The 18,346-nt window shown below is 63.0% G+C and carries 12 protein-coding genes; 7 read left to right on the plus strand and 5 right to left on the minus strand.

Annotated elements, in window-relative coordinates:
- Positions 1 to 72 precede the first annotated feature (72 nt).
- Entirely contained in the window at positions 73 to 777 is a 705-nt protein-coding gene (locus HX811_RS32150) for a methyl-accepting chemotaxis protein (RefSeq protein ID WP_371132334.1), read from the plus strand.
- Between the two features lie 32 nt (positions 778 to 809).
- On the opposite strand, the gene HX811_RS00290 is transcribed toward HX811_RS32150, so the two are convergent.
- Together HX811_RS00290 and cra are read right to left on the minus strand one after the other, a co-directional pair.
- On the minus strand, positions 810 to 1,586 hold the full coding sequence (locus HX811_RS00290; RefSeq protein ID WP_177044336.1) for a TatD family hydrolase: 777 nt from the start codon (positions 1,584 to 1,586) through the stop codon (positions 810 to 812).
- 5 nt (positions 1,587 to 1,591) lie between these two features.
- Positions 1,592 to 2,587 carry a catabolite repressor/activator gene (gene cra / locus HX811_RS00295; RefSeq protein WP_177044338.1) on the minus strand — a complete coding sequence of 332 codons (996 nt, stop codon included), beginning with the start codon at positions 2,585 to 2,587 and terminating at the stop codon, positions 1,592 to 1,594.
- A 294-nt stretch (positions 2,588 to 2,881) separates the two neighbouring features.
- On the opposite strand from cra, the gene ptsP reads away from it, so the two are divergent.
- The 4 genes from ptsP (at position 2,882) to HX811_RS00315 (ending at position 10,113) form a co-directional block, all read left to right on the plus strand.
- A complete protein-coding gene (ptsP, locus tag HX811_RS00300; RefSeq protein WP_177044339.1) occupies positions 2,882 to 5,740 on the plus strand; it encodes a phosphoenolpyruvate--protein phosphotransferase in 2,859 nt (952 codons plus the stop codon).
- Entirely contained in the window at positions 5,741 to 6,661 is a 921-nt protein-coding gene (gene pfkB, locus HX811_RS00305) for a 1-phosphofructokinase (protein ID WP_177044340.1), read from the plus strand.
- Positions 6,662 to 6,672: 11 nt separating this feature from the next.
- Positions 6,673 to 8,385, plus strand: a complete 1,713-nt coding sequence (locus tag HX811_RS00310) for a PTS fructose-like transporter subunit IIB (protein ID WP_177044341.1) — start codon at positions 6,673 to 6,675, stop codon at positions 8,383 to 8,385.
- A 186-nt stretch (positions 8,386 to 8,571) separates the two neighbouring features.
- A complete protein-coding gene (locus HX811_RS00315; protein ID WP_177044342.1) occupies positions 8,572 to 10,113 on the plus strand; it encodes an alkaline phosphatase in 1,542 nt (513 codons plus the stop codon).
- Between the two features lie 132 nt (positions 10,114 to 10,245).
- Here the strand turns inward: HX811_RS00315 and HX811_RS00320 are convergent, their stop codons facing one another.
- Together HX811_RS00320 and HX811_RS00325 are read right to left on the minus strand one after the other, a co-directional pair.
- On the minus strand, positions 10,246 to 12,771 hold the full coding sequence (locus tag HX811_RS00320; RefSeq protein ID WP_177044539.1) for a sulfite reductase flavoprotein subunit alpha: 2,526 nt from the start codon (positions 12,769 to 12,771) through the stop codon (positions 10,246 to 10,248).
- A gap of 134 nt (positions 12,772 to 12,905) precedes the next feature.
- Positions 12,906 to 15,200 (minus strand): TonB-dependent siderophore receptor, encoded by a 2,295-nt coding sequence (locus HX811_RS00325; RefSeq protein WP_087694615.1) that lies wholly within the window; start codon positions 15,198 to 15,200, stop codon positions 12,906 to 12,908.
- 219 nt (positions 15,201 to 15,419) lie between these two features.
- Here HX811_RS00325 and HX811_RS00330 point away from each other — a divergent pair, with 219 nt between their 5' ends.
- A complete protein-coding gene (locus tag HX811_RS00330) occupies positions 15,420 to 16,100 on the plus strand; it encodes a Fe2+-dependent dioxygenase (protein WP_177044343.1) in 681 nt (226 codons plus the stop codon).
- Positions 16,101 to 16,102: 2 nt separating this feature from the next.
- Entirely contained in the window at positions 16,103 to 16,903 is an 801-nt protein-coding gene (locus HX811_RS00335; RefSeq protein ID WP_177036230.1) for a tetratricopeptide repeat protein, read from the plus strand.
- A 66-nt stretch (positions 16,904 to 16,969) separates the two neighbouring features.
- Here HX811_RS00335 and HX811_RS00340 read toward each other — a convergent pair whose 3' ends face one another.
- Entirely contained in the window at positions 16,970 to 18,133 is a 1,164-nt protein-coding gene (locus HX811_RS00340; protein WP_003215969.1) for a type III PLP-dependent enzyme, read from the minus strand.
- Positions 18,134 to 18,346 lie beyond the last annotated feature (213 nt).

The following is an 18,346-nucleotide window of genomic DNA, read 5'->3' on the forward strand; positions in this document are numbered from 1 at the left end:
TCGGCCAGCAGCAACCAGGCCGTGTCCGGCCAACGCAGCCAGATCGAGCAAGTGGCGACCGCCATGAACCAGATGTCCTCCACTGCCCAGGAAGTGGCGCGCAGTGCAGCGGCGGCGGTCAGCAGCGCCCACAGCGTCAACGATGAAACCGTCAGCGGACGCGGCCTGGTGCAGTCCCAGCAAGGCAGTATCGCGGCGTTGGCTTCGGAGATCGATCAATCGGTACGGGTCATCAACCAATTGGCCATCGACAGCCAATCCATCAGTCGCGTGCTTGAGGTGATCAAGAGCATTGCCGAACAGACCAATCTGCTGGCGTTGAATGCCGCCATCGAGGCCGCGCGCGCGGGTGAGCAAGGACGCGGTTTCGCCGTGGTGGCCGATGAGGTGCGCACTTTGGCCCGGCGCACCCAGCACTCCACCGAGGAAATCGAGCAGATGATTGCCAAGCTCCACAGCGGTGTCGGCGCTGCGGTGAAGGCCATGGGCACCAGCCACGAGATGGCCAATGGCACGGTGGGGCAGTCGGAAAAAGTCCAGCAGGCCCTCGAAAACATCCTCGGCGCGGTAGGCATGATCGTCGACCAGAACCAGCAGATTGCCGCCGCCGTCGAACAGCAGACTGCCGTGGCCCATGACATCGATCAGAACATCGTCGAGATCAATCGCGCCGGTGAACATGCAGCGCAGGGCGCGCACCAGACTGAAGAGGCCAGCCGGCAGTTGTCCTTGCAAGTGATCGAGCTGAAGCAGTTGATCGGGGCCTTTCGGGTGTGAGGCATGGCCAGGCATGCATCGGGGATGGGCCCCTACCAGTTGAACAGCTCGCAGGCATTGCGGGTGCTCGCCTCGGCCAGCGCTGAGGAGCTGATGCCCATGCGCTCCGCCAGGGCGGCACAGATGTCTGGCAGGTGTTCGGGGCTGTTGCGCTGGCCGGGGTACATCACGGGGGCCATGTCCGGTGAGTCGGTTTCCAGCACCACGCTTCCCAGCGGCAGCCGGGCGATCACCTTGTGCATGCGCAGGGCTTGCGGCCACGTGGCCGCGCCGCCCAGGCCCAGTTTGAAGCCGAGCTTGATGTACTCGCGGGCCTCTTCCTGGCTGCCGGCAAACGCGTGGATGATTCCGCCCCGTGGCAGCCGAATGCGCTTGAGGGTGGCGATCACGGCAGCGTGGCTGCGGCGCACATGCAGCAGCGCCGGCAGTTGGAAGTCCACCGCCAGCTTCAGTTGCGCTTCAAACAGGCTTTGCTGGCGTTCGCGATCCAGCTGTTCGAGGAAATAATCCAGGCCGATTTCGCCCACCGCGCACAGTTGCCGGTGGCCGTTCAGGCGGGTCAGCCAGTCGCCCAGTTCCGTCAGGTCGGCGGGGCGATGGTCGTCGAGATACACCGGGTGCAGGCCGAAGGCGGCGAATAAATCCGCGTCGGTTTGCACCAGGTCCCACAACCGTTGCCAATTCTGCTGATAGACCCCGAGCACCACCATCCTGCTCACGCCCACGCGGCGACTGCGGCTCAGGACTTCGCGGCGGTCCGTATCGAAGTCCGGAAAATCCAGATGGGTGTGGCTGTCGATCAGCTCCACACCGCTTACTCCGAGTGAATCCGCTGCTTGAACGTACGGCCGATGGCATGCACGCCGGGTTCGTAGTGCTGTTCTTCAATGGCCGCCAGCGCCAGGCGCAGCGCGGTGTCGGCAATCAACTGATGCTGCTGGGCCATGGCATTCACCGGCAGCGGCAGGAAATCCAGCAGTTGGGTGTCGCCAAACGTCCCCAGTCGCAGTGGCCGGGATTTGAGCGGGAAGTCATGCAGCGCGTCAAACACCCCTTGCAGCAGGACGTAGGACGTAGTCACCAGTGCGTCAGGCAAATGCCCCAGGCTTTGCAGCAACTGCTCCATCAGCTGTCGGCCACAGTCGCGACTGAACGACTCGCCTTGTTCGATCAGCACTTCGCCGCTGAAGTCTTTCAGCGCTTGCTTGAAACCGGCGGTACGTTCCTGGCTGATGCTCAGCTCTGGCCGCGCGCCGATCAACACGATCTGCCTGGGCAGCGGGTGCAGCAGGCTGCTGGTCAATTGCTGGCAGGCCTGGCGATCATCGCTGACCACCGAGCAAAACTGCGTAGACTCCATCACCCGGTCGATGGCGATCACCGGCAAACCCTTGGCTTGCAGTTCGCGGTAGCTGTCGTCGGTGGCCGGCAGGCAGCTGGCGACAAACAGCGCATCGCAACGGCGGGCGCGGAACAGTTGCAGCAGTTGCCGCTCACTGTTGGCGTCGTCGTCGGAGCTGGCGATCAGCAATTGATAGCCGCGGGCACGGGCGCCTTGTTCGAGCAGCTTGGCGATGCGTGCGTAACTGGGGTTTTCCAGGTCCGGCAGGATGAAACCCAAAGTACGGGTGTGCCGGCTGCGCAGCCCGGCGGCCTGGGGGTTGGGCGTAAAGCCATGTTCTTCAACCACGGCGCGCACCCGTTCTACGGTTGCGCTGCTGATCCGTTGCTGTTCGGCCTTGCCATTGATGACGTAGCTGGCGGTGGTCACAGACACACCGGCAATGCGCGCGATATCACTGAGTTTCAAACCGGGATTTCCTTGTTTTTTAGAGCTTGCCCCGACATTTTGTCCAATCGTAACCGATTACTGCAGGCGACCATTGTCGCAACTCAACAGCCGAGTGGCTCTTCAATCATGGGAAATTAACGCGTAATCTGCCATAAATTCTAGATTAAACGTTTCAGCAAGCGTATTTTTACGATTATCGCGACGAGTGTGGTCCTGCCAACTGACCACTCAGTCAATTTTATTCGAACGCTTTTGCACTGATTTATTCAAAATAATACCTAGTGCGCCCGCCGCACTAACTAGGAGAACGGCATGCTTGAGCTCACCCACGAGCAGATATCCATGGCCCAGACGGCTGTGGATAAGTCTGCTGCCTTGCAACTGCTCGCTGAAAAACTGGTGGCCGATGGCCTGGTCGCCGAGGGTTACCTCAGTGGCTTGCAAGCGCGTGAAGCCCAAGGTTCGACCTTTCTCGGCCAGGGTATCGCCATCCCCCACGGCACCCCCGAAACCCGCGACCAGGTGTTCGCCACCGGCGTGCGCCTGCTGCAATTTCCCGACGGCGTGGATTGGGGCGATGGCCAGATCGTCTACCTGGCGATCGGCATTGCCGCCAAATCCGACGAACACCTGCGCCTGCTGCAACTGCTGACCCGTGCCCTCGGCGAGACCGACCTGGGCCAGGCCCTGCGCCGCGCCAGTTCTGCCGAGGCCTTGCTGAAACTGCTGCAAGGTGCGCCGCAGGAGCTGGCGCTGGACGCACAGATGATTGGCCTGGGCGTGTCGGCTGATGATTTCGAAGAACTGGTGTGGAGAGGCGCACGGCTGTTGCGCCAGGCCGATTGCGTGAGCAATGGCTTTGCCGCCGTGCTGCAACAAGTCGACGCGCTGCCCCTGGGCGATGGCCTGTGGTGGCTGCACAGCGAGCAGACGGTGAAGCGTCCCGGCCTGGCCTTTGTCACTCCGGACAAACCCATGCGTTACCTGGGCCAGCCCTTGAGCGGCCTGTTCTGCCTGGCCAGCCTCGGCGAGGCCCACCAGACCTTGCTCGAACGCCTGTGTGCCTTGCTGATCGAAGGCCGTGGCCAGGAACTCGGCCGCGCCACCAGTAGCCGCGCCGTATTGGAAGTGCTCGGCGGTGAACTGCCCGCCGACTGGCCAAGCGTGCGCATTGCCCTGGCCAACGCCCACGGGCTGCATGCGCGCCCGGCGAAGATCCTCGCGCAATTGGCGAAAAGTTTTGACGGTGAAATCCGTGTGCGCATCGTCGATGGAGACGTCGGCGCGGTATCGGTAAAAAGCCTGAGCAAGTTGCTCAGCCTCGGTGCGCGTCGCGGCCAGGTACTGGAGTTTGTCGCCGAGCCAACCATTGCCGGTGACGCCTTGCCCGCCTTGCTGGCGGCAGTGGAAGACGGCCTCGGCGAAGAAGTCGAGCCGTTGCCGGCAGTCAGCGCCCAACAAGCCGTGGTCGAGATCGAACCGGTCATCAGCGCGCCAGTGTCCGGCAGCCTGATCCAGGCCATTGCCGCCGCCCCCGGCATTGCGATTGGCCCGGCGCATATCCAGGTGCTGCAACCTTTCGAATACCCGCTGCGCGGCGAGTCGCCGGTGATCGAGCACCAGCGCCTGCACGCGGCGTTGACCGACGTGCGCCGGGACATCCAGGGCCTGATCGAGCGCAGCAAATCCAAGGCCATCCGCGAGATCTTCATCACCCACCAGGAGATGCTCGACGACCCGGAACTGACCGACGAAGTCGAGACGCGCCTCAAGCAGGGCGAAAGCGCCGAAGCCGCGTGGATGAGCGTGATCGAAGCCGCCGCCAAACAGCAGGAATCGTTGCAGGACGCCTTGCTTGCCGAGCGCGCCGCCGATCTGCGTGACATTGGCCGCCGCGTGCTGGCGCAACTGTGCGGCGTCGAAACCGCCCAGGAGCCCGACGAACCCTACATCCTGGTGATGGACGAAGTGGGTCCCTCGGACGTGGCGCGCCTGGACCCGGTGCGTGTCGCCGGCATCCTCACTGCCCGTGGCGGCGCCACCGCCCACAGCGCCATCGTCGCCCGTGCTTTGGGCATTCCCGCGCTGGTGGGTGCAGGCCCTGCTGTATTGCTGTTGGCTTCGGGCACGCCGTTGTTGCTGGATGGCCAGCGCGGTCGCCTGCATGTGGACGCCGACGCCGCCACCTTGCAGCGCGCCACCGTCGAACGCGACACCCGCGAACAACGTCTGCAAGCCGCCGCCGCCCAACGCCATGAACCGGCCCTGACCCGCGATGGCCATGCCGTCGAAGTGTTCGCCAATATCGGCGAAAGCGCCGGGGTTGCCGGCGCGGTGGAGCAGGGCGCCGAAGGTATCGGCCTGCTGCGCACCGAACTGATTTTCATGGCCCACAAACAGGCGCCCGACGAAGCCACCCAGGAAGCCGAATACCGCCGCGTGCTCGACGGCCTGGGCGGTCGGCCGCTGGTGGTGCGCACCCTTGATGTGGGCGGTGACAAACCGCTGCCGTACTGGCCGATCGCCAAGGAAGAAAACCCCTTCCTCGGCGTGCGCGGCATCCGCCTGACCCTGCAACGCCCGCAGATCATGGAAGCGCAATTGCGCGCGCTGTTGCGTTCGGCAGACAACCGTCCACTGCGCATCATGTTCCCGATGGTTGGCAGTGTTGACGAGTGGCGCCAGGCCCGGGCCATGACCGAGCGCCTGCGCCTGGAAATCCCGGTGGCCGACCTGCAGCTGGGGATCATGATCGAAGTACCTTCGGCTGCCCTGCTCGCGCCGGTACTGGCCAAGGAGGTGGACTTCTTCAGCGTCGGTACCAACGACCTGACCCAGTACACCCTGGCCATCGACCGCGGCCACCCGACGCTGTCGGCCCAGGCGGATGGCCTGCACCCGGCGGTGTTGCAACTGATCGACATCACCGTGCGCGCGGCCCATGCCCATGGCAAATGGGTCGGCGTGTGCGGCGAATTGGCGGCCGACCCGCTGGCGGTTCCAGTGCTGGTCGGCCTGGGTGTGGATGAGCTGAGTGTGTCTGCGCGCAGCATCCCCGAGGTCAAGGCACGGGTGCGTGAATTCAGTCTGAGCGAGGCTCAGGGCCTGGCACAAAAAGCCCTGGCGGTGGGTTCTCCCGCCGAAGTGCGTGCGCTTGTGGAGGCCGTGTAAATGGCAAGGATTTTAAGCCTGACGCTGAACCCGGCGTTGGACCTGACGGTGCGCCTGGCGCGCCTGGAACCGGGCGAGGTCAATCGCAGCGAAGCGATGATCACCCACGCTGCCGGCAAGGGCGTGAACGTGGCCCAGGTGCTGGCCGACCTTGGTCATCAGGTGACCGTGGGCGGCTTTCTTGGTGAGGACAATCCCCAGGCATTCGAGATGCTGATTGCCCGTCGTGGTTTTACCGATGCGTTTATTCGGGTGCCGGGAGAAACCCGCAGCAATATCAAGATCGCCGAGCAGGACGGGCGGGTCACGGATGTCAATGCGCCGGGCCCGCTGGTCAGCGAGCAGGCGCAACACGCACTGCTTGAGCAACTGGCGCGGATTGCTCCGGGCTACGACGCCGTCGTCGTGGCCGGCAGCCTGCCACGCGGCATCACCCCTCAGTGGTTCCAGGGCCTGCTGCAGCAACTGAAAAACCTCGGCTTGAAAGTCGCCCTGGACACCAGCGGCGAAGCGCTGCGCGCCGGGTTGAAGGCCGGCCCATGGTTGGTCAAACCCAATACTGAAGAACTGTCCGATGCCCTCGGTCATGCCACAGATGCTGTCAGCCAACTGCATCGGCAAGGTGTTGAGCATGTGGTGGTCTCCGACGGTGCCGCGGGTGTGAGCTGGTACAGCCCGGATACCGCGCTGCACGCCACGCCGCCCAAGGTAACCGTGGCCAGTACCGTAGGCGCCGGCGACTCGCTGCTGGCCGGGATGCTTCACGGTTTGCTCAGTGGCGATACGCCGGAGCAGACCCTGGGCCGCGCCACCGCCATTGCCGCGATGGCGGTCACGCAGATCGGCTTTGGCATCACCGACGAAGCGCAGCTTGAGACTTTGCAGAGCGGCGTCCACGTGCGCCCGCTGACAGAACAATAAGAGGGTTGGTCATGAAGTTAGCCATTGTTACTGCCTGCCCGAACGGCATGGTCACCAGTGTGCTGTGCGCCCGCTTGCTGGATGCCGCCGCGCAACGCCAGGGCTGGAGCACCAGCGTCGAAGTGGTCGACGTGCAGCATCCGGAACGCCAATTGTCGGCGGCCACCCTTGAAGCCGCCGAGTGGGTATTGCTGGTCAGCAGCACGCCGGTGGACATGCAGCGTTTTATCGGCAAACGCGTATTCCGCAGCACGCCGGCCCAGGCGTTGCAGGATGTGGACGCGGTGTTGCGTCGCGGAGCCGAGGAGGCCCAGGTGCAGGTGGCTGACGCGGCACCGGCGAAAAGCACGCCGCGTATCGTCGCGATCACCGCGTGCCCGACCGGCGTCGCCCACACCTTCATGGCTGCCGAAGCGTTACAGCAAACCGCCAAGCGCCTCGGGTATGACTTGCAGGTGGAAACCCAGGGCTCCGTGGGCGCCCGCACGCCGCTGAGTCCCGAGGCGATTCGTGACGCCGACGTGGTGCTGCTCGCCGCCGACATCGAAGTCGCCACCGAGCGCTTTGCCGGCAAGAAAATCTATCGCTGCGGCACCGGGATCGCGCTCAAGCAATCCGAGGCGACCCTCAACAAGGCGCTGGCCGAAGGCAAACAGGAATCCGCTGCCAGTGGTGCCGCTGCCAAACCGGAGAAGACCGGTGTCTACAAACACTTGCTCACCGGCGTGTCGTTCATGCTGCCGATGGTGGTGGCGGGCGGTCTGCTTATCGCCCTGTCATTCGTGTTCGGCATTCATGCCTTTGAAGAAAAAGGCACCCTGGCCGCCGCGCTGAAAACCGTCGGCGACCAGGCGTTCATGCTGATGGTGCCGCTGCTGGCGGGTTACATCGCCTACTCGATTGCCGACCGGCCTGGATTGGCCCCCGGCATGATCGGTGGCCTGCTGGCCAGCACCTTGGGCGCGGGGTTTATCGGCGGGATCTTCGCCGGCTTTCTCGCCGGCTACTGCGTCAAATTCATCAGCCGCGCGATCCGTTTGCCCCAGAGCCTGGAAGCCCTCAAGCCGATCCTGATCATCCCGTTGCTGGCGAGTCTGTTCACCGGCCTGGCGATGATTTACCTGGTAGGGCCGCCGGTGGCGAAGATGCTCACCGGCCTCACGGATTTTCTCAGCACCATGGGCACCACCAACGCCGTGCTGCTGGGCATCTTGCTGGGCGGCATGATGTGCGTCGATCTCGGTGGCCCGATCAACAAGGCGGCCTACGCGTTTTCCGTCGGCCTGCTGGCAGCGCAAAGCGGTGCCCCCATGGCCGCGACCATGGCCGCCGGCATGGTGCCGCCGATTGGCATGGGCATCGCCACCTTCCTGGCGCGGCGCAAGTTCGCCCAGACCGAGCGTGAAGCCGGCAAGGCCGCGCTGATCCTCGGCATGTGCTTTATCTCTGAAGGCGCGATTCCGTTTGCTGCCAAGGACCCGCTGCGGGTAATCCCGGCCAGCATCGCCGGCGGTGCGCTGACCGGTGCGCTGTCGATGTATTTCGGCTGCAAGCTGATGGCGCCCCATGGTGGATTGTTTGTGATGCTGATCCCGAATGCGATCAACCATGCGCTGCTGTACCTGCTGGCGATCGTGGCGGGCAGTTTGTTGACGGCGGTGGTGTATGCATTCCTCAAGCGCCCTGAGACCGTAGAGCTTTCTGTCGCACCCGCCCAGGCATAACGCGGTTCATGTAGGAGCTGGCTTGCCTGCGATGCAGGCACCTCGGTGTATCAGCGCAACCGAGTTGAGGCTATCGCAGACAAGCCAGCTCCCACATTTGACCTCTGTGAGCAATAAGGCCGGTGTCATAACTCGTTCATCCCGTCATGCTTAAGTTTCCCTTTTGCTGCTCGAGAGGGAACCTGCATGAGCCACTTCAACCTCGGCCGCCGCCGCGTGATGCAAGCCGTCGGCGCCGGCCTGTTGCTGCCGGGCCTCGCGCCTGCGGTGATCGCCTCGGTCAAGGATCGCCCGCAACTCACCGACGGCGTGCAGTCCGGCGACCTGCTGGGCGACCGCGCGATGATCTGGAGCCGCAGCGACCGCCCGGCCCGGATGGTAGTGGAGTGGGACACCCGCAGCGTATTCAGCAACCCGCGCAAATTCGTCTCGCCCCTGGCCGACAGCCGCACCGATTTCACCGCCCGTGTCGAACTCACCGGCCTGCCCGTCGACCAGGCGATTTTCTACCGTGTGCACTTTGAAGATGCCCAGACCGGCGTGGCCAGCGAGCCCTGGTTCGGTCACCTGCGCAGCGTGCCGCAGCAACGCCGGGATATCCGCTTTGTGTGGAGCGGCGACACCGTCGGCCAGGGCTTCGGCATCAACCCGGACATCGGTGGCATGCGCATCTACGAAGCCATGCGCCTGCGTCTGCCGGACTTCTTCATTCACAGCGGCGACACCATCTACGCCGACGGCCCGGTGCCCGCGCAACTGACCACCGAGGACGGACGCATCTGGCGCAACATCACCACTGAAGCCAAAAGCAAAGTCGCTGAAACCCTGAATGAATACCGGGGCAACTACCGCTACAACCTGATGGACGAGAACGTACGTCGCTTCAACGCCGAAGTGCCGCAGATCTGGCAGTGGGACGACCACGAGGTGATCAACAACTGGTCGCCGAGCAAGCAACTGGATGAACGCTACAAGACTCGCGACATCAATACCCTGGTGGGCCGTGCGCGCCAGGCCTGGCTGGAATATTCACCGATGCGCCGGCAAAGCGCCGACCAGGGCGGGCGGATTTATCGCAAGCTCGGCTACGGCCCGTTGCTGGATGTGTTTGTGCTGGACATGCGCAGCTATCGCGGGCCGAACGATGACAACCTTGGCGGTGAAAAACCGTTCCTTGGGCGTGAGCAACTGGACTGGCTGAAGCGCGAATTGAAGGCCTCCCAGGCGCAGTGGAAAGTCATCGCCGCCGACATGCCCATTGGCCTGGGCGTGCCCGACGGTGAGGTCAGCCCCGGCGTGCCGCGTTGGGAAGCGATCGCCAACGGCGACCCGGGCCCGGCCCAGGGGCGCGAGTTGGAAATTGCCGAATTGCTCGCGTTTCTGCGGGCGCAGCAGGTGCGTAATCACGTGTGGCTGACGGCGGATGTGCATTACTGCGCGGCCCATCATTACCATCCGGATCGGGCGGCGTTTCAGGATTTTGAGCCGTTCTGGGAGTTCGTCGCCGGGCCGTTGAATGCCGGGAGTTTCGGGCCTAATCCGCTGGATAAAACCTTTGGCCCGGAAGTGGTGTTCGAGAAGGCGCCGACGGTGCAGAACAGCTCGCCGTTTGCCGGGTTCCAGTTTTTTGGCGAGGTGCAGATTGACGGGCAGACGGCGGAGCTGACGGTGATTTTGCGGGACCTGGATGGGGTTTCAGTGTTTGAACAGAAACTGCAACCCGCCTGATTTGGAATGCAATTAAACATGTGGGAGCTGGCTTGCCTGCGATGGCGGAGTGTCAGTCAATAATTTTTAACTGATACACCGCCATCGCAGGCAAGCCAGCTCCCACAGTTGACCTTCATTGTCTGGAGGAAATCAGTAGACATCCCGACGATAGCGGCCCTGCTCGATCAAACGTTCGACGGCTTCGCTGCCCAGCACATCATGCAGCACCTGATCCACACCCGCCGCCATCCCCTGCAAACTGCCGCAGACATAAATCGCGGCGCCATCGGCCACCCATTTACGCAGCACATCCGCTGATTCGCGCAGGCGATCCTGCACGTAGATTTTCTCTGCCTGGTCCCGGGAAAAGGCCAGGTCCAGTAGCGCCAGGTCACCGCTGGCCAGCCAGTCTTGCAGCTCGTCCTGGCAGTGGTAGTCATGGGCGATATTGCGTTCGCCAAACAGCAGCCAGTTGCGCTGCTGGCCGTCGGCAACCCGCGCCTTGAGCAGGCTGCGCAACCCGGCAAGGCCGGTGCCGTTGCCCAGCAGGATCATCGGGAGCGGCTCGGTCGGCAGATGGAAACCACTGTTGCGCCGCAGTCGCAGGCTGATGGTCGAACCCAGCGGTGCATGTTCGGTCAACCAGCCGGAACCCACGCCCACGCTGCCATCGGGGTGACGCTCCTGGCGCACGATCAGCTCCAGCACACCGTCGCTGGCAATCGAGGCGATGGAGTATTCGCGCATGCCCAGCGGCACCAGTGCATTGACCAGCGCCTGGGCATGCAGGCCCACCAGGTGTGCGCGATTGTCCGGCAGTTGGCGGCCGGCCAGGGCCTGGTCGAGGGTGTGTGCAAGGCCGTCGATTACCACACCTTCGCTGCCGGCCAGTCCCAGGCCTTCCAGGAAGTGTTCGATGGCCCATGGGCAGTTGCGTGGCAGCACTTCCACCAGGTCGCCGGCCAGCCAGTCCCGGGGGGCTGGCGGGGTGAGCCCGAGCAAATAGACGCCGGAGCCACTGCTGTGCGGGTTGAGCAGGGTGCGTTGCTTCAGGGTCCAGTTTTCATAGGTCGCGCTGGCCCATGCCGCAGCGGGTGCATGGCCGGTCAGTTGGCCCAGTTGTTGTTGCCAGTGCAGCAACGCATCGGTGTCGCCGCTGTCGACTTCCACCGGGGCGAACAGCGGGTTGCCGCCCTGGTTGGTCAGCCAGAAATGCAGGCGCCGGGCGAAGCCGCAGAAGTGTTGGTACTGGCGATCACCCAGGGCCAACACCGAGTAGTTCAGGCCCTTGAGGGACAGGTCCTGGCCGAGCACGCTACGCTCGAAACCGCGGGCGCTGTCCGGTGCTTCGCCGTCGCCGAAGGTGCTGACCACGAACAGCGCATGGCTCGATTGGCGCAAATCCTCTTCGCTGACGCTGCCCAGCGACTGCACGTTCACCGGCACGCCGGCGGCCTGCAACTGCCCTGCGGTCTGCCAGGCCAGTTGCTCGGCAAAGCCGCTCTGGCTGGCAAAGCCGATCAGCCAGGCCGGCGCGTCGCTGTGGTTGCCGGTCAGGCCTTTGCGGGCATCGCGCACCTGGCGTTTCTTGCGGCGGCGGTCCAGGTACAACAGCCAGCCGGTGATGAAGAACAGCGGCATCAGCAGTGCGCTGAACGTCAGGATGATCCGGCCGGGCAGGCCGAAGTAGCTGCCGGTGTGCAGCGCATAGATACTGGTCAGGATCTGTGCCTTGAAGCTTTTACCGGCGTAGGTGTCATGGGATTTGACTTCGCCGGTGGCCGGGTCGAGGTTGATCTGGTTCAGTGCGCGGTCGTGGGGCGAGGTCTTCAGCAGGTAGTAGACGGTGGCGGGTTGGCCGGCGACCGCGGGCATGCGGATGTTGTAGCCGCTCAAGCCGGGGCCGGCGTTGCTGTAGATGCTGCTCCAGATCGCGGCGTAATTGGCCACCGGCGCAGGCCCTTCGGGGGCCGGGCCGCGCTTGCGTACGCGTTCGTTCTGCGGCGCGTCGGACAGCAGTCTGGTCATGCCGTTGCTGTACCACTCGTAGGACCAGAACAGTCCGGTGAGTGCCGCCAGAAGATAGAACAGCAGGCACCAGGTGCCGAATACCGAGTGCAGGTCCCAGTTGAAACTGCGGCCTTTCTTGCGCCAGTCCACCGCCAGCCATGCACGCCAGCTTGCCACCTGGCGCGGCCAGCGCAGGTACAGGCCCGAGAGGCAGAAGAACACCAGGATCAGCGTGCAGGCGCCGGTGATTTGCCGGCCGGTGTCGCCGATGGCGAGGAAGCGGTGCAGTTGCAGCACGAAGCCGAAGAATTCCTGGCCGACGGCATCGCCCAGGTAGTCGCCGGTGTACGGGTCGAAGTAGCGCATCTGCCCGCGGCGTTCACCGGGCGGTGGGGTGAACCAGACCTTGGCTGCGTTGGTGCTGTCGGGCTGCACCGTGAGCATCGACACGACTTTGCCTTCACGGGCTTCCAGCAGGTGCACCAGTTCAGCGGGCGGCAGTACCCCGGCCGGACGCTTTTCCACCGTCAACACCGTCGGGTTCAGCAACTCGATGATTTCATCCTGGAACGACACCGTTGCGCCGGTGATCCCCATCAAGGCCAACACCAGCCCGGCGGTAATGCCGAAGAACCAATGCAACTGGAACAGGGTTTTCTTCAACACGTCGTACGGCCTCGTCATCAGGTTAGGTGTTCACGGCGCGCATTATGCCGCGAGTTGTCGAGAAACATTCTTTTTTACACGCAAAAACCCCACGCATCCGATGCGTGGGGTTTCGTGCAGTCATTTGTATCGGTTTAGAAATGGAAACTGGTGGTCAGCAGGGCCGTACGACCGGCTGCCTGGTTGGCAAAATGCGAGGCATACGCCTTGTCGTAGTAGGTCTTGTCGGTGAGGTTCTGCACGTTCAACTGCAGGTCGACGTTCTTGGTCAGCTTGTAGCTGGCCATGGCGTCGTAGCGGGTGTAGGACGGCACGTAGACGGTGTTGCCCGCATCGCCGTAGACCTCGTCGACATAGAACGCGCCGCCGCCGATGGTGAGCTTGGGTGTCACGTCATACGTCGTCCACAGGCTGAAGGTGTTCTTCGGCGTGTTGGGCATCTGGTTGCCTTTGTTCGAGCCGGCACTGACGACACCGTTACGACCGTTCAGGCCCGGGTCCACCAGTTCGCTTTTCAGGTAGCTGTAGCCGGCGAACACTTGCCATTGATCGGTCAGCTTGCCGCTGGCGGAAAGCTCCAGGCCGTCGACGCGGGATTCGCCACCGTTTTCATAGGTCAGCGCGTCCACCAGGATGCGTGTGTTTTTCTTCTCGGTGCGGAATACCGCAGCGGTCAGGGACAGGCGGTCGTGGAACATGTCCCACTTGGTGCCCAGCTCGTAGTTGACGGTCTCTTCCGGTTTCAGGTCGCTGGTGGCGGCGCCGGCAGACAGCGGGTTGCCGTCGGCGCCTTCACCTACCAGGCCGCCGGCCGGTGAGGCTGAGGTGGCGTAGGAGGCATAGATGCTGCCGTTTTCAACCGGCTTCCAGACCAGGCCCGCCTGCCAGTTGAAGAACTGGCTGTCGTTCTTGATCTTGCTGCGGGCCTTGACGGTGGCGGTCGGCACCGCATTGGTGTTGGCCACGGTGTCGAAGGTGTCGTAGCGCAGGCCGACGTTCAGCAGCCATTTCGGGTCCAGCTCGATGGTGTCGAACACATAGGCGGCACGGCTGGTGGCCTTGGTGTTGGTGCCGTTGTAGTTGCGCGCAATGCTGCCGGTCCAGGCATCGTCCGGGTTCGGGTTGCCCAGCGAGGTGCACTGGCCGCCTTTGCCGGGCGCCGGGCAACCGGGGTTGCTGTTCGGGCTGACGGTGTAGCCGCTGTAGCGGGTCTCTTCGCCGGTGAATTCCAGCCCGGTGGAGTAGGTGTTCTTGAAGCCCAGCGCCTGGAAGCTGCCAAACAGATCGGTCTGGTTGGTGGTGGTCTCGGTGGTGGACACGCGGGTGTTCGCGCGGCGCCACACGGTGCCGAACTGGTTGACGTTGTGCTGGCTGTCGTCGGGTTGGGTGACGATATAGTCCTGGCCGGTGTTGCCGTGGCGCAGGGTGTTTTTCAGCGTCATGTTGTCGTTCAGGTCGTGCTCGATGGAGAACGTGCTGATGTCGGCGCGGGTCTTGCGGAAGTCGCGATCCTTGAGGCCGTAGAAGTTGTTGCTGTCGCCGCCGTCGGTTGGCTTGTCATGCACGTGGGCGGCTCTTGCGCCGCTGTTGCTGTAGCCATACGGAATGCCCGAATCCGGCAGGTCGTTGCTTTCCATGTGGTAGTAGCTGAAGTTGACGCGGGTCGGAGTGCCCAGGCCGAAGGTCAGCGACGGCGCCACGCCCCAGCGGTCGTAGTTGACGGCATCACGCCCGGCGACGTTCTGTTCGTGGCTCATCAGGTTCAGGCGGAAGGCCGCGCTGTCGAGGAACTGACGGTTGACGTCGAGCACATAGCGGCGGGTCTGGTCGGAGCCGTAGGTGAAGCCACCGTTGGTGAAGTCCCGCGCCTGTGGCGTCTTGCTCACCAGGTTGAGACTGCCGCCGGCCGAGCCGCGGCCGCCGAATGACGAGTTGGGGCCTTTGCTGACTTCGATGGATTCGATGTCGAAGATCTCGCGGCTCTGGCCGCCGGTGTCGCGCACGCCGTCGAGGTAGGTATCGCCCTGGGCGTCGAAGCCGCGAATGAACGGACGGTCGCCCTGCGGGTTGCCGCCTTCACCGGCGCCGAAGGTAATCCCCGGCACGGTGCGCAAGGCGTCCTGCAACGAGGTGGCGGCGGTGTCCTTGAGCACTTGCTGCGGCACCACGGTGACCGAGCGCGGAGTATCTACCAGCGGCGCGGTGTACTTCTGCGAGGAGGCTTTTTCGACCTGGTAGGACGTGCTGTCCTGTTCCTGGCCGGTGATGCTGGTGGCTCCCAGGGAAATGCTGTTGCGCTCGCCTTTCTGCTCGGTGTCTTCAGCAGCTTGCGCCATTTGGGCGGCAGCGCTGGCGCTGATGGCAACGCCGATGGCCGAGGCCAGCAAACGTGGTGAACTGGCAGGTGTTTTTATCGAAGTGCGCGGCATGAGTGTGTCCTTTCCCCAAGGAGGTGAGGCCGCGGAATATAGGGAGAACAAGACTTCATATCAATTGCGATACATTATTATTCGCACTGAATTTACGTTCTTTACACTTTTTGCTTACGGTTTTGACGATCTCGTTCGTCCTTTGGGCGGGAGTAGGGTTGTACACAGTCAATAAGAATCACTACCATTGGCGTCTCACTGTTTTCAGGTAATGCCTCCATGTTGCTGCACATTCCCGGCCTGTTCTCTCGCGAGGAAGTGCTGCGCATCCGCGAAGCCCTGGCGCACACCGAATGGGCCGACGGCAAAATCACTGCCGGGCACCAATCGGCCAAGGCCAAACACAACCTGCAACTGCCGGAAGGCCACCCGTTGGCAAAGGAAATCGGCGCGGCGATCCTCGATCGCTTGTGGAAAAATCCGCTGTTCATGTCAGCGGCTTTACCGCACAAGGTCTTCCCGCCATTGCTCAACTGTTACACCGCCGGCGGCAGTTTCGACTTCCATATCGACAACGCCGTGCGCCAGTCCAAGGGCAGCCACGAGCGGGTGCGCACTGACCTTTCCGCCACCGTATTTTTCAGCGACCCCGACGACTACGACGGCGGCGAGCTGGAAATCCAGGACACCTTCGGCCTGCAGCGGGTCAAGTTGCCGGCGGGCGACATGGTGCTGTACCCCGGCTCCAGCCTGCACAAGGTCAACGCCGTGACCCGCGGCGCGCGCTACGCCTCGTTTTTCTGGACCCAAAGCCTGGTGCGCGAGGACAGCCAGCGCACCTTGCTGTTCGAGATGGACGGGGCGATCCAGCAACTGAGCCGCGACGTGCCCGACCACCCCGCGCTGATCCAGCTCACCGGCACCTATCACAACCTGCTGCGCCGCTGGGTTGAGGTCTGAGCGTGGGCTTTTTATTGCGCCGTGAAGAAGTACTCAACGTTGAGCAATTGCAGAGCATGCTCGACGACTCCCCGGTGCGCGCCGCCCAGGCGATTTTGATCGCCGCGAAAGAGGGCGTGGTGGATGCCCAGGCGCTGCTCGGGCAAATCCTGCTGGAAGGGCGCGGCATCGAGCGCGATGAAGCACTGGCAATGCGCTGGTTCCGCATCGCCGCCCAGGGCGGGCATTTGATGGCGCGCAATATGCTCGGGCGTTGCCTGGAGCATGGCTGGGGTTGCGAGGCGGATGCCGTGGCGGCGGCCCGGGAATATCGTCGGGCGGCCGAGGCCGGGCTGGATTGGGGCTTGTACAACTACGCCAACCTGCTGGCGACCGGGCGCGGGGTTGCCGAGGATCAAGCCCAGGCGCTGGCGTGTTATCGACAGGCGGCGGAACTGGGCCATGCCAAGTCGATGAACCTGCTGGGGCGTTATCTGGAAGAAGGGCAGTACTGCCCGAGGGATCTGGAGGCGGCGGTGGCGTGGTATCGCCAGTCAGCAGAAGGCGGGGATTTTCGCGGGCAGTTCAGTTATGCGGCGGTGTTGGCGGACCGGGGCGAGATAGAAACGGCACTGGAATGGTTGCGCAAGGCACTGGCGGGCGGGAATTTGAAGTTCTTGCGGGTGGCGCACAAGGCGTTGTGTGCCGCCAATGAGCCGCAGATACGGGCAATGGCCGAGATCTATCAAGAGCATGCGATTGAACTTGATCGTTCCCACGCGCTGCGTGGAAATGCCGCCCTGGACGCTCTGCGTCCGCTCTAACGGCGTGACGCAGAGCGTCACCGGATGCGTTCCCACGCAGAGCGTGGGAACGATCAGGGCGTGCGTTTACAGGTAGAACGATTTCAATGGCGGGAAGCCATTGAATTCAACTGCGCTGTAGCTGGTGGTGTACGCACCGGTGGACAACCAGTACATCCGGTCACCAATCGCCAGGTTCAGCGGCAGGCCGTACTTGTAGTTCTCGTACATGATGTCGGCGCTGTCGCAGGTCGGGCCGGCGATGACCACTTCTTCCATCTCGCCTTTCTTCTCGGTCCAGATCGGGAACTTGATGGCTTCGTCCATGGTTTCGATCAGGCCGGAGAATTTGCCCACGTCGGTGTATACCCAGCGCTCGACGGCGGTGCGGGATTTACGCGCAACCAGTACCACTTCGCTGACCAGGATCCCGGCGTTGGCGATCAACGAACGGCCCGGCTCCAGGATGATTTCCGGCAGATCGTCACCGAAGTCTTCCTTGAGGAAGCGGATGATTTCCTCGGCGTAGGTTTCCAGGCTGTTGGTGCGGGTGATGTAGTTGGCCGGGAAGCCGCCGCCCATGTTGATCAGCTTCAGGTGGATGCCGTCTTCTTCCTTCAGGCGCTCGAAGATCACTTTGACCTTGGCGATCGCCGCGTCCCACACGCTGATGTCACGCTGTTGCGAGCCGACGTGGAAGGAGATGCCGTAAGGCACCAGGCCCAGGTCGCGAGCGAGAATCAGCAGGTCCATGGCCATGTCGGTCTGGCAGCCGAATTTGCGCGACAGCGGCCAGTCGGCGGTGGTCGAGCCTTCGGTGAGGATACGCACATACACTTTCGAACCCGGGGCGGCCTTGGCGATGTTGCGCAGGTCGGCTTCGGAGTCGGTGGAGAACAGGCGCACGCCCTTCTCGTAGAAGTAGCGGATGTCCTTGGATTTCTTGATGGTGTTGCCGTAGCTGATACGGTCGGGGCTGACGCCGCGGTCCATGACCTTGTCCAGCTCGTAGATCGACGCGATGTCGAAGCTCGAACCCTTGTCCTTGAGCAGGTCGATGATCTCGACGGCCGGGTTGGCCTTGACGGCGTAGTACACCTTGGCGAATTCGAAACCGGCGCGCAGGTCATCGTAGGCCTGGCTGATCATCGCGGTGTCGATCACCACGAACGGGGTTTCCTGGGTGTCGGCGAACGCCTTCATTTTGTCAAAAGTGGCGCGCGCGAAATAGTCTTCGACCTGGATCGACATGCTGGGAACTCCTACTGGCAAACTAGATTGATCAATGGGTGCAAATGAACGTCCTCCGTATCCCCACTTTGGTTCGCCTACTTCCCAAGGCATGTCGCCGAAAGCAAAAAGGCCATGGGATCAACCGCTTCCCTTGGCCTTGCTGTCTCGTCGTCAGTACTTGAGCCGGATGGATCGTTTCCAGCATGGACGTTCGGCGCGAACTTTAGGACG

It is taken from the genome of Pseudomonas sp. F8002 (assembly GCF_013385495.1).
Classification (GTDB): domain Bacteria; phylum Pseudomonadota; class Gammaproteobacteria; order Pseudomonadales; family Pseudomonadaceae; genus Aquipseudomonas.